General features: G+C 61.8%; 12 protein-coding genes, 1 tRNA gene and 1 pseudogene. 5 read left to right on the top strand and 9 right to left on the bottom strand.

Annotated elements, in window-relative coordinates; translation table 11 throughout:
• Positions 1–791 precede the first annotated feature (791 nt).
• A pseudogene (locus AB1A62_RS06200) lies at positions 792–902 on the top strand (hypothetical protein); the annotation flags it as partial.
• Between the two features lie 59 nt (positions 903–961).
• Entirely contained in the window at positions 962–1,981 is a 1,020-nt protein-coding gene (locus tag AB1A62_RS06195; protein ID WP_366660653.1) for a tyrosine-type recombinase/integrase, read from the top strand.
• Positions 1,982–2,112: 131 nt separating this feature from the next.
• Here AB1A62_RS06195 and AB1A62_RS06190 read toward each other — a convergent pair.
• The 9 genes from AB1A62_RS06190 to AB1A62_RS06150 form a co-directional block, all read right to left on the bottom strand.
• Positions 2,113–2,189: transfer RNA gene (locus AB1A62_RS06190), tRNA-Pro, on the bottom strand.
• A gap of 174 nt (positions 2,190–2,363) precedes the next feature.
• Positions 2,364–3,467, bottom strand: coding sequence for a 3-isopropylmalate dehydrogenase (leuB, locus tag AB1A62_RS06185; protein WP_366660652.1), 1,104 nt, complete (start codon positions 3,465–3,467; stop codon positions 2,364–2,366).
• 124 nt (positions 3,468–3,591) lie between these two features.
• Complete coding sequence (locus AB1A62_RS06180; protein ID WP_366660651.1) at positions 3,592–4,635, bottom strand: endonuclease/exonuclease/phosphatase family protein; 1,044 nt, start codon at positions 4,633–4,635, stop codon at positions 3,592–3,594.
• A complete protein-coding gene (locus AB1A62_RS06175) occupies positions 4,632–5,468 on the bottom strand; it encodes a hypothetical protein (RefSeq protein ID WP_366660650.1) in 837 nt (278 codons plus the stop codon). The genes AB1A62_RS06180 and AB1A62_RS06175 overlap by 4 nt, the downstream gene beginning before the upstream one ends.
• Before the next feature lie 370 nt (positions 5,469–5,838).
• A complete protein-coding gene (gene leuD, locus AB1A62_RS06170) occupies positions 5,839–6,444 on the bottom strand; it encodes a 3-isopropylmalate dehydratase small subunit (protein WP_366660649.1) in 606 nt (201 codons plus the stop codon).
• On the bottom strand, positions 6,444–7,271 hold the full coding sequence (locus tag AB1A62_RS06165) for a hypothetical protein (RefSeq protein WP_366660648.1): 828 nt from the start codon (positions 7,269–7,271) through the stop codon (positions 6,444–6,446). The genes leuD and AB1A62_RS06165 overlap by 1 nt, the downstream gene beginning before the upstream one ends.
• 16 nt (positions 7,272–7,287) lie before the next feature.
• Positions 7,288–8,691, bottom strand: a complete 1,404-nt coding sequence (gene leuC / locus AB1A62_RS06160) for a 3-isopropylmalate dehydratase large subunit (RefSeq protein WP_366660647.1) — start codon at positions 8,689–8,691, stop codon at positions 7,288–7,290.
• Positions 8,692–8,744: 53 nt separating this feature from the next.
• Positions 8,745–8,843, bottom strand: a complete 99-nt coding sequence (locus tag AB1A62_RS06155) for an isopropylmalate isomerase (RefSeq protein ID WP_226429013.1) — start codon at positions 8,841–8,843, stop codon at positions 8,745–8,747.
• Positions 8,844–8,951: 108 nt separating this feature from the next.
• Positions 8,952–9,446: a DUF3592 domain-containing protein gene (locus AB1A62_RS06150; RefSeq protein WP_366660646.1), complete on the bottom strand. Its 495-nt coding sequence runs from the start codon at positions 9,444–9,446 to the stop codon at positions 8,952–8,954.
• 113 nt (positions 9,447–9,559) lie between these two features.
• Here AB1A62_RS06150 and AB1A62_RS06145 point away from each other — a divergent pair, with 113 nt between their 5' ends.
• The 3 genes from AB1A62_RS06145 (at position 9,560) to rlmH (ending at position 12,022) form a co-directional block, all read left to right on the top strand.
• On the top strand, positions 9,560–10,951 hold the full coding sequence (locus AB1A62_RS06145; RefSeq protein ID WP_366660645.1) for a mechanosensitive ion channel domain-containing protein: 1,392 nt from the start codon (positions 9,560–9,562) through the stop codon (positions 10,949–10,951).
• A gap of 167 nt (positions 10,952–11,118) precedes the next feature.
• Complete coding sequence (gene rsfS / locus AB1A62_RS06140; RefSeq protein ID WP_366660644.1) at positions 11,119–11,490, top strand: ribosome silencing factor; 372 nt, start codon at positions 11,119–11,121, stop codon at positions 11,488–11,490.
• 61 nt (positions 11,491–11,551) lie between these two features.
• On the top strand, positions 11,552–12,022 hold the full coding sequence (rlmH, locus tag AB1A62_RS06135) for a 23S rRNA (pseudouridine(1915)-N(3))-methyltransferase RlmH (RefSeq protein ID WP_366660643.1): 471 nt from the start codon (positions 11,552–11,554) through the stop codon (positions 12,020–12,022).
• Positions 12,023–12,068 lie beyond the last annotated feature (46 nt).

Genomic DNA, 12,068 nt, shown 5'->3' with positions numbered 1-12,068 from the left:
ACTTCTCGATGAAGTGTGTGCTCACATGCACCCTCCGCAGAAAAAGTGGACGCTGGACGACCTTCATGAAGAAGCTTTGAACTATAAGACTCGAACGGAATTTAAGCGCAATGCGCAAGCAGCGTATAAATCTGCGACGCGGCAAGGGTATTTAGATGAAATATGTTGGCACATGGAGCACGGCAATAGAAAAGAAGATTTCTACTAAACCCACCAAATGTGTTTCTTGAAGTAGAAGATTGAAAACGGTGGGCTGTATCTTGGAATGTGTGAGCAGAAACCCGTTGTTCCTGCTATCCTACGAAACGGGTTCGAAGTGGTGAGGCACTAAAGTAGCTAGAAACCGGATAACCGGATAACCGAAGGTCTTCAACTTTAACGCGCCGCTTCTCGACCACGTCGGTCCATCTGTATGCACGCACCAGGTTGCTGCCAACACTGTGCGCTAGCGCCAATACCGCCAACCAAACCTCGGCCCGTTGCAGGGCGGCCGCAAACACGAGACACGCACCATCCGCCTTCTGCGAGACAGGCCAAGCTGGGCGGCAGAAGCACCTCCGAGAACAGCTATGTCAAGGTCTTGGTGTCGGGGGATTGCTGACTTTGCGGAACATTTTTTTATTTAATTTCATGTGGTTGCGATTTTTCCTCCGAATCCAAAGCGCATCCGGCTTCGCAATCGCTATAAACTGATCTGTTAGACAAAAAACTGGAGCAGTTCCAAAGATGAGTATCCGCGCCGTCCATATCCAGACACCATTGATGAACTTTCCTCCCCTGAGGAGAACATAATGAACCCCAATGAAGCACTGCTGACCATCGAGGACTTTGCGTCAGCTCTTCACAGCACTGTCAAGCCCAGGACAGTGCGCACGATGATCCACCACGGCAAAATCAACGCGACCAAGATCGGCCAGCGCTACTACATGACACGCGACGAACTTGAGAGGTTCATATCGACATGCCACGCAAACGAAAACCAGCCCGCCTTTTCCAGCGCAAAGACGATGGCGCCTGGATCATCCTCGATGGAGGACAGCAGATCCGGACAGGTTTCGGTGATGGATTTCATAAGGAGGCAGAAGAAGCCCTGAGCGATTACATCGCACAGAAGAAACGGCAGGATAATCGTGTTTACGAGCCGCGTGACATAACTGTCGGAGAGATCCTGGTGCACTATGGTGAGGCCAAGGTGAAGACGGTTGGTGACAAGGAGCGTCTGGTCTATTCTATTCAGGCCCTCTCGCCCTATTGGGGCGATCTGAAGGTGTCTGAGATCGACGTCGACAGGTGTAATGGTTACGCCGTTTGGAGAAAGTGTGCGCCTTCAACAGTGCGGCGCGAAATGGGCACGCTGAATGCTGCTTTGAAATACGCAGCGGCGTCGCGCAAGATTACGCACGCACCGATCGTGACCCTGCCGGAAAAAGGTGCCCCGAAAGACCGCTGGCTGACCGAGGAAGAGGTGCAGCGCCTGCTGGTGGTTTCCGCACCCCATGTGCGGCGGTTCATCAAGATCGCACTTTACACTGGACGCCGGAAAACCGCGATCACACGGCTGAAATGGATGCCTTCGCTCGATAGCGGCTGGGTCGATCTCGAAAACGGCGTGATCCATTTCCTCGGAAAGGCGGAAGCCGAAACCAAGAAGCGTAAGGGCGTGGTGAGGGTGCCGACTACTCTCCTGGAAGAGATGAAGTCCTGGGCGCCGGAGGGGAGCCACGTAGTGTCCTTCAAGGGTGCACCGATCGACCGTATCGACAAGGCATTTCGCGCTGCTGCGAGGCGCGCTGAACTTGAAGATGTTACACCGCACACTCTGAAGCATACCGCCGTGACCTGGGCCTTCATGCGCGGCATGACGCTGGAGGATGCCACTGCCTATTTCTCTACCTCACGCGAGACGCTTGAGAATGTCTATCGCTCCTACAGTCCAGATGCGCTTAAGAACGCCGCCGGGATCATGGACCTGGGAATTTGAAGTGGATTCGTTCCGCGCGAATCTAACAAGCTGCGAACAAACTGCGCACAGATGCCATTCGAAACGTTGCGAATATCGTTGCAGGTAGGTCTACAAAAACAAAAAAGGCGCCCTAGGGCGCCTTGTTTTATTGGTCGGAGTGAGAGGATTCGAACCTCCGACCCCTGCCTCCCGAAGACAGTGCTCTACCAGGCTGAGCTACACTCCGACCGTGGAGGGCGAAATAGCTCAGGGCGCGGGGTTTGACAAGGGCGATTCCACAGAAAGATGCGGTTTTCGGGAAATCTTTTTTGCGTCTTTGGCCGGGTTCGGAAATCCACAAAAAAGCCCCGCGCCGGAGACCGGGCGGGGCTTTGGTTTGCCGCGGATTAGCGGATGAAAATCAGAGGCTTGCGTCCAGCGCAGCAATCACTGCGTCGCCCATCTGGCTGGTGGAGACCGGCTCCACGCCTTCGCTGGCCAGCAGGTCCGCTGTGCGCACGCCGTCGGCCAGAACCTTCTCGACCGCGGCTTCCAGCCGGTCAGCCTCGGCGCCCTGATCGAAGCTGTAGCGCAGCGCCATGGCAAAGCTCAGGATGCAGGCGATCGGGTTGGCCTTGCCTTGGCCCGCGATGTCCGGCGCAGAGCCGTGCACGGGTTCATAAAGCGCCTTGGGGCGGCCGTTTTCCATCGGCGCGCCGAGAGACGCGGAGGGCAGCATGCCCAGCGAACCGGTCAGCATCGCGGCACAGTCGGACAGGATGTCGCCGAACAGGTTGTCGGTCAGAATGACGTCGAACTGCTTGGGTGCGCGCACCAGCTGCATGGCGCCGTTGTCGGCGTACATGTGGCTCAGCTCGACCTCGGGGTAATCGGCGGCAACGCGGGTCACCACCTCGCGCCACAGGATGCCGGATTCCATCACGTTGGCCTTCTCCATCGAGCAGACCTTCTTGTTGCGGCGCATCGCCAGCTCGAACGCGGAACGGGCTGCGCGCTCGATCTCGCTCTCGGTATAACGCTGGGTGTTGATGCCGACGCGCTCGTTGCCTTCCTCGAAGATGCCGCGCGGCTCGCCGAAGTAGACGCCGGAGGTCAGCTCGCGCACGATCATGATGTCGAGGCCGGCGACGATGTCCTTCTTCAGCGAGGAGAAATCCGCCAGCGCGTCAAAACACTGGGCCGGGCGCAGGTTGGAGTAGAGATCCATTTCCTTGCGCAGGCGCAGCAGGCCGCGCTCGGGCTTTACAGAGAAGTCCAGATCGTCATAAGCCGGGCCGCCAACGGCGCCGAGCAGAACCGCGTCGACGTCCTGGGCCTTGGCCATGGTCTCGTCTGCCAGCGGTTTGCCGTGCTTGTCATAGGCCGCGCCACCGACCAGATCCTCGCTCACATCGAACTGCAGGCCGCGCTTGTCGCCGAACCAGGTGATGATCTTGCGCACCTCGGTCATGACTTCGGGGCCGATCCCGTCGCCGGGCAGAATCAGAATCGATGGGTTGGGCATGGGGATCCTCCTAAAAACAGCTGGCAAGGGCGTAGCGGGACAGCGGGGCAGGGTCAATAACAGCCCTTGGAAATAAAGGGGAAAGATGAGGATTCGCCCGCGTAACGAAGTTGTGGCGATGGGGTCAGTCCAGCAGCAAATCCACCCAGACCAGCCGGTGGCGGCTGGCGGTTGCTGCAGGGGCATCCGGGCCGTCCGGCCAGGCCACGCCGCGGCCGGTCACGGTCAGCCCGGCAGAGGGCAGCACATAGTCCACCCGCATGCGGTCCGCGCTTTGCCATTCCACCGTTGCGGTGCCTGCTTCGGGGTTCTGCGGCAGAGGATCCTGCAGTCGCGGGTCCGCCAGCAGGCTGCGGATCGCTTCACTGCGCCCTTCGCCGCGCTCCGGGTCGAGATTGGCGTCGCCCGCAATGACAAAGGGGGGTTCGGGTGCCGCGCCAAATACGCCATCCAGCAGCAGCTGCCACAGGCGGATTTCGTCGTGATTACGCCTGCCGTTGCGGTCTTCCGGCCCATCGAACAGCGGCGGTGTGGCATGGAAGGTCATCACGTTCAGGCGGCTGCCATCCGGCAGAAGCAGCGGCACCAGCCAATGAGCTGTAGCGGACAAGCGTTGCGCGGCCTGCGCTTCGGCGGAGGGAAAGGGGCTGCCATCCGGGTGCTGCGGCAGCAGGGCACCCGCCAGATCCTTCCACAGCAGAGCAGAAAAGTCGCGGATGCCGTCATGATCTACCGACAGCCGGGACAGCAGCGCGATGCCGCCCTGGCCGCGGAACCGGCCATAGCCCTGGTTGTCGCGCGGCTCACCGGCTTTGCCATTGCCATCCATGTCCAGCGGGGCAGGGGGCGGCAGGCCGGAATTGGGCTGCAGTGCAACGCGGTAGGGGTAATCCAGCCCATGATCCGCCAGCCGCGCGGACAGCGCCGCCAGCGCCTGGCCTTCGTAGTCCCAGTCGATGCCTTGCAGCGCCAGCACATCCGGCTGCGCGGCGGCGATCACCTGCACCACAGCGGTAACCTGAGGGTCGCCGTCGCGGATGATATCGCGCAGCAACAGGCCTGGCCCGTCACGCGACAGTTCCGTGTTGAAGGTGGCAATGCGCAGCGTCTCTGCCCAGCCCGCTCCGGCGGCAAGGATCATGAGGAGACCTGCTGCCAGCCTCCTCATGCGGTTTGCAGGGCCTCGTCAGGATCAACACAGGCGGCACGGCGTTTCTGTGCGATCAGACCGGCGATCCGCAGCATTGCCATGCCCCGCATGATCATCGAGGCAGGCACCAGCGCCCAGGCGCTTATCACCCAGATCAGCATATGCGGCGCGGCCAGCATGCCCGAGTCCACCTGGCCTGAAGCCAGCTTGACCGCGGCAGGCAGGGCAAAGGGCAGCAGTACGCCGCCAATGATGTTGACGCGCCCGTCGCGCTGCAGCCGCTGCACGACGTCGCCGCCGGTGGTGGGATCAAACAGCGGCAGGTTGACCCAGACGTTGAAGGCGCCGCTGCCCACCGGCCAGTGGCCGACCCGGATGACGAGCGCAAAGACTGCAATTGCGATTGCCGCAACCGCACTGGCGAGCCCGGCAGCATCCCGCACCATCAGCACCACAGTTTCCGGCACCTGCGGCGGCATCATCAGTACTGTCAGCTGCACTGGAGAGTAGGCAAAATCGAGCTGGCCGCCCAGCCAGCTTCCCAGCCGCTGCACCAGGGCCGTCAGTCCGGTCGGGGCCTGCGGATGCGCCGCCAGCAGGCTGAGCGCGCCAACGGTGGCCGCTGCCGCTGCAAAGCGCATCCGGTTGATGGGCGGGGCATTGCGGAATTCGACGAAGCTGGGGAAATGCGAGGCGTATTCGCTGAACGCCAGGGCTGAGCCCAGGAGCGCGAAAAACAGGATGATCTCTGGCGAATCGGTGGCGGATGCCGGCAGAATCAGCGTCGGCATCGCAAACAGCATGGCCACCAGTATGCCGCGGAACGCCGCGCCTGTGATGCGTGCAAACACGTTATTCATTCCCTTCAAACCGGCACGGGCGTTTTGCCTCTTGGGTCCGGATTTGAAGCCCCCCGCGAAGTGGTCCGGGGTGCTCTGCCTCATTTTTGCCCCATTGTGGCAGGCTGGCGGCTTTCCGCTCAAGTGGCTGCGGCAGGGGCGGGGCCATTTTCAGGGCCGGACTGGTGCCGGAATGCATCAGCCTTTCGGTTGGATTTGAGGGGGTTGGTACGGCTTGTACCAGATGGTGTGTGTCCACCTGCCGAGCGTACAAGCCAGCAGAGGTCGGGCAATTGCGGCGGAAATGCGGCGCGAATCTGGCGGGCAAAAAGAAAACCGCCCCGGGCAGGGCGGTTTCCAGGTGTTTCAGCTGAGGCCGGGATCAGACCCAGGGGCGTTCCTGCGCAGCCTTGTCCTCGAAAGTCTTGATCGAGTCGGCCTTTTCCATGGTCAGGCCGATGTCATCGAGGCCGTTCAGCAGGCAGTGCTTCTTGAATGCGTCCACTTCGAACGGGATCACTTCGCCGTCGGAGGTGGTGATCTCCTGCGCTTCCAGGTCGACGGTCATGCGGGCGTTTTCGCCCTTTTCCGCGTCGGCCATCAGGATGTCGACCTGCTCCTGCGGCAGCACGATCGGCAGGATGCCGTTCTTGAAGCTGTTGTTGAAGAAGATGTCGGCGAAAGAGGTGGAGATGATGCACTTGATGCCGAAATCGGCAATCGCCCAGGGCGCGTGCTCACGGCTGGAGCCGCAGCCGAAGTTGTCGCCCGCCACCAGGATCTCGGCGTTGCGGTACTGCGGTTTGTTCAGCACGAAATCCTCGATCTCGGTGCCGTCGCGGTTATAACGCATCTCGTCGAACAGGTTCTTGCCGAAGCCGGTGCGCTGGATGGATTTCAGGAACACCTTGGGGATGATCATGTCGGTGTCGATGTTCACCAGCGGCATCGGGGCGGCGATACCCTGCAGTTTCTGGAACTTTTCCATTACTCGTTTCCTTGTTTCTGGTGCTTCAAACCACTGAGATCGAAGCCGATCTCCTGCGCGTGGCGTGCGATGAAGCTGTGTTTTTCGGGCCGGTGCGCCTTGTGGTAGCGGCGCACCATGGATGCATAGAGATGAACGGCCAGTGTGTTTTCGGTCAGCCAGCCGTCTTCCTGGCAGCTGCCGCTGAACAGCACGTCGGTCAGAACCCCGCGGATCGGGTAGAACACGTCCGGCTCGCGCACGTGTTCGACCTCTCCGGTCAGGTTCAGCGTGTAGTCCAGCGCCCTGGGGCCAAGCGACGGGCGCTGCAGCTCAAAGGCTGTCAGCAGGCGCTTGCCGGGCGGCGCGGCTTCCACTTCCTTGCGGATCTTGCGGCCCAGCCAGGGCGGCACGAACTCCGGGTCCTCGAACCAGTCCAGCAGATGGTTCAGCGTTGCGGAGCCTTTCGGCAGCCGCAGCACCGCGCCATTGATCGACCGTGTCGGCTCATAACCGACGTGATAGTCCGCGTCCGGCAACGGCCGGCAGCAGAGCATATCGGTGTCGATCCAGATCATGTCCGTCTGCTTCAGCAGGTAAAGACGGAACAGATCCGACAGCATCGAGGCCGGCGCTTCCCCGTGCCCTGCCTTGGCAGGGTCCCAGATTTCCGCCGCCGGACAGGTGCGGACACCCGCCGGAACCGGCGGTGCCGAAGGCCCGGTGTGGAACAGCACAACCTCATGGCCGCGCTGCACGAAACTGGCCAAGGACAGTTCGTGCAGCCAGTTCAGGCTGTCACCGATCCACAGGCTTGCGACTGCGGGAAGGGAAGGGCTGGACGGCATCGTTGGCCCCTCAGGCTCAGATCAGCTCACGCACATCCGTCAGCCGGCCGGTCAGTGCTGCGGCAGCGGCCATCGCAGGCGACACCAGATGGGTGCGGCCCTTGTAGCCCTGGCGGCCTTCGAAGTTGCGGTTCGAGGTTGCGGCGCAACGCTCCTCCGGGGCCAGCTGGTCGGGGTTCATCGCCAGGCACATCGAGCAGCCTGCAAGGCGCCACTCGAAACCGGCAGCCTCAAAGATCTCGGCCAGGCCTTCTTCTTCTGCCTGAGCGCGGACCAGGCCGGAACCCGGAACGATCATGGCGCGCATGCCGTCCTTGATCTTCTTGCCCTTCACAACCTCGGCCACGGCGCGCAGGTCTTCGATACGGCCGTTAGTGCAGGAGCCGATGAACACGGTGTCGATCTCGATGTCAGTCAGCTTCTGGCCGGGGGTGAGGCCCATGTACTCGATCGAGCGGCGGGCCGCCTCGATCTTGCCACCAGAGAAATCCTCTGGGTTCGGCACCACACCGGTGATCGGCAGCACGTCCTCGGGCGAGGTGCCCCAGGTCACGACCGGCTCGATGTCCTCGCCCTTCAGGGTGACGACCTTGTCGAAATGCGCGCCTTCGTCGGTGAAGAGGGTCTTCCACCAGTTCAGCGCGGCTTCCCACTGGGCGCCTTTCGGAGCGTGCGGGCGGCCTTTGACGTATTCAAAGGTGGTTTCGTCCGGCGCGATCAGACCGGCGCGGGCGCCGCCTTCGATTGCCATGTTGCAGACGGTCATCCGGCCTTCCATCGACAGATCGCGGATCGCTTCGCCGCAGTATTCGATGACATAGCCGGTGCCGCCGGCGGTGCCGGTCTCGCCGATCACTGCCAGGGTGATGTCCTTGGCGGTGACACCCGGCTTCAGCTTGCCGGTGATCTCCACCTTCATGTTCTTGGACTTCTTCTGGATCAGCGTCTGGGTGGCCAGCACGTGCTCCACCTCCGAGGTGCCGATGCCATGCGCCAGCGCGCCGAACGCGCCGTGGGTGGCGGTGTGGCTGTCGCCGCAGACCACAGTCATGCCGGGCAGGGTCCAGCCCTGTTCCGGGCCGACGATGTGCACGATGCCCTGGCGGATGTCATCCACCGGGTAGTAATGCACGCCGAATTCCTTGGCGTTCTTGTCGAGCGCTTCGACCTGGATGCGGCTTTCCTCGTTCTCGATGCCCTTGGCGCGGTCGAGCGTGGTCGGCACGTTGTGGTCCGGCACGGCGATGGTCTTCTCGGGCGCGTGCACCTTGCGGCCGGCCATGCGCAGGCCTTCAAAAGCCTGCGGGCTGGTCACTTCATGGACCAGGTGGCGGTCGATATAGAGCAGGCAGGTGCCGTCCTCTGCTTCATGCGCAACATGCGCATCCCAGATCTTGTCATAGAGTGTCTTGGGGGACATGGGTCCTCTCCCGTAATGTATTGGGTATGCTGGCTTTGGGCTGGGCAAGCACCTTATAGGCGCGCCAGGACCGTGCGGGCGGCGCCAAAGAACCGCTCGCGCAGCCGCGCGCGGTCTTGCAGTTCGATCTTTTGCGCCAATACGAGGGTCATGGCTGTCAGATACATCCGCACGGGCCGGCAATCAAGATTCGTTCGCAGGCGGGCGCTGGCGAAGCACGGCGGCATCCTGGCCTTGCTTCACACTGAAGGGGGAGCCGGTCAGCTTGAGCCGCCTTTGGCCGCCAGCCGCTTGGCATCGGCGCGTGACATCGACCGCAGGGCAAACCGCATTCCAAAGGCACCGGCAATGCCCAGCCCAGCCATAATCAGCGGCACCATCCAGGTGGTGAAAAAGCCGTGCCGCTCCTGCACCCAGCCGCGGTTCTCCTCGTGATAAAGGATTTCGAATGTCTGGCCCACTTCGGGGGTGAAGAACACCGGCAGATGCGTCTCTGCCTGCCACCAGTCGCCAGCCGCGTCCTGGTAGAGGACAGTGGGATAGTAGTCGCCGTTTTCCACGGTGCGCTTGGTGGTGGAGTCGGTGCGGCTTTTGTAGACGTAGCGGACTGACAGGATCTCTGCTTGCGCCGGCTGGGCATTGCGCACGAAGCGCCAGCTGTCCAGGAACGCCAGCAGGCCGAACAGGATGAATATCCCCGGCAGCGCAAACATCAGAAAACGCATCCACAGCGGTTGTCTGACGGTTTCTGCCATATGACCCTCCGGTTTTCCAGCAGCCTAGCAAACTGTCAGGATGCTGGCGATGTTTTCTCTCTGGCTTGATCGAATGCGGGCGCGGCGGCACAGTGGGAGGAAAAGGGGGCGCAATGGAGCCGGAAGAGCAGACATCACCCAGGGACGCGATACCCAGGGACGCAATTGCCGAAAGCACTGCCGAGGCGCTGGAGCTTGGCCAGCAGCTGTGGGCGCTGGCGGCCGAGGGTCTTGAGCTGCTGCTCAGGCCCTGGAACGCCTATCAGGCGGGGATCGTGCTGGTGGTCTTTGTGCTGGCCACCCTGATCGCGCGGCCGGTTGCCCAGGCTTTTCACGACTGGCTGCGGGCGCGGGAAGGCTGGCCGCGCTGGCGGATGCGGGCGGGACTGGTAGTCCACAAGCGGATCCGCGGCATCCTGTTTGTACTGCTGATCTGGGCTGTGGTGCTGGTGATGCGGGAAGTGACATGGCCCAGCCGGTCGCGCCTTCTGGAGCTGATCGCCAACCTGTCGCTGGCCTGGATGATTGTTTCCTTTGCAACAAGGCTGGTTGGCAATCCGCTGCTGCGCAATCTGGTCAAATACGGCGCCTGGATCTGGATCACCCTGCGTATTCTTGGCATCACTGAAGATGCGGTGCATTTGATGGACGGCATCGCCATCAGTTTCGGCGATCTCCGGATTTCGCTGTTTTTGGTTGTGCAGGCGGTGGTGATCCTTGGCGTGATGCTGACGCTGGCGCGGGTCATTTCCTCGGTGGCGGCCAACCGGATCCGCGCCAATTCCGACATCTCGCCGTCAATGCAGGTGCTGGCGGCCAAGCTGGCGCAGATCCTGCTGTTCGGCGGCGCCTTCTTCATCGGGCTGAAGGCGATCGGCATCGACCTGACCGGACTGGCGGTGCTGTCCGGTGCCATCGGCGTGGGCCTTGGTTTCGGCTTGCAGAAGGTGGTGTCGAACCTGGTGTCGGGGCTGATCATCCTTTTGGACAAATCGATCAAACCGGGCGATGTGATTTCTCTAGGCGATACCTTCGGCTGGATCAATGCGCTGGGCGCCCGCTATGTCTCCGTTGTCACCCGCGACGGGCGGGAGTACCTGATCCCCAACGAGGACCTGATCACCACGCAGGTGGTGAACTGGTCGCATTCCGACAAATACGTCCGACTCGACCTTACCTTTGGCACCGGCTATGACGATGACCCGCACAAGGTCCGCAGGATCGCGATCGAGGCGGCCTGCGGTGTCAAGCGGGTGCTGCAGTACGGCAGCAAGAAACCGGTCTGCCACATCACCGGCTTCGGCGACAGCAGCGTCGACTACGTGCTGCGGTTCTGGATCGACGACCCCACCGGCGGCCTCACCAACATTCGCGGCAATGTCTATCTGGCGCTGTGGGATGCGTTCCAGGCACAGGGCATTTCGATCCCGTTCCCGCAGCGCGAAGTGCGGATGCTGAACGACCCGCTGCCGGTGAGGGTTGCACCTTCCGGCAATGACGGATAAAGCACAGGGCTTGCATCGCCGGGGCGGGGTTTCATTGAAAGTTCACCATCCGGTTGCTACATTATTAACAGGCCCGGCGCCGGGGCTAGGCGGCGCGTTGCAAGGAGGACTATGTCCTGTCACCCGTACCTCAAGCGGCGGATGCCGCTGTTAATGGGGCAGCCGTGATGGCCGCCCAGTCCCAGCCCACCAGCGAACAGCTGCTGGAGCGGATTCTCTCCTCACTCAGCGATGACAAAGCCGAAGATGTTGTGCAGATCGACCTGCGCGGCAAGACCTCGATCGGCGATTATATGGTGCTGGCCTCCGGCCGCTCCACCCGTCAGGTCGCTGCAATGGCGGAAAAGCTGACCGACCGGCTCAAGCAGGAGTACCGGATCACCTGCAAGGTCGAAGGCAAGGATGCCGGCGACTGGGTGCTGATCGACTCCGGTGATGTGATTGTCCATATTTTCCGCCCGGAAGTGCGCGAGTTCTACCAGCTCGAAAAGATGTGGATGCCCGCTGGCAACGCGGCAGCACCGGCGGCGGAGAGCTGATCCAACGCTGATTTGATGCAGGCCCGCGCAAGGGTGCGGGCCGGATTGTTTCAGGAAATTCATGCGTCTGCATATCTGTGCGGTCGGCCGTTTGCGGGCTGGCCCGGAAAAATCACTCATCGGCGACTACTTCACCCGGTTCGACCGGACCGGCCGCGCGCTGGGCCTTGGGCCTGCGCGGGTGGTGGAGATCGAGGACAAGAAAAATGCAGGCATGGCGGCGGAGGCCGCACTGCTGCGCAAGGCGCTGCCCAAGGGGGCGGTGATCTGCACCCTGGATGAGCGCGGCAGGATAATTTCCTCCCCGGACTTCGCGGATAAGCTGGCAGGCTGGCGCGACAGCGGCCGCCAGGACCTGGCGCTGATCATCGGCGGCGCGGACGGCATTGATCCCTCTTTGCGTGCCGAGGCCGATTTCTCGATCTCTTTCGGCAAGATGGTCTGGCCGCATATGCTGGTGCGGGTGATGCTGGCGGAGCAGATCTACCGCGCCGCAACGATTCTGGCGGGCAGCCCGTATCACCGGGTGTGAATGCGCCTTGAGGCGCATACCTGCGGCGCGAGTATTTTTGGAAAGA

The organism is Leisingera sp. JC11 (assembly GCF_040704725.1).
Lineage (GTDB): Bacteria > Pseudomonadota > Alphaproteobacteria > Rhodobacterales > Rhodobacteraceae > Leisingera.
The sequence above is the reverse complement of the archived record's forward strand: the minus strand, read 5'-3'. Positions and strand labels throughout refer to the sequence as shown.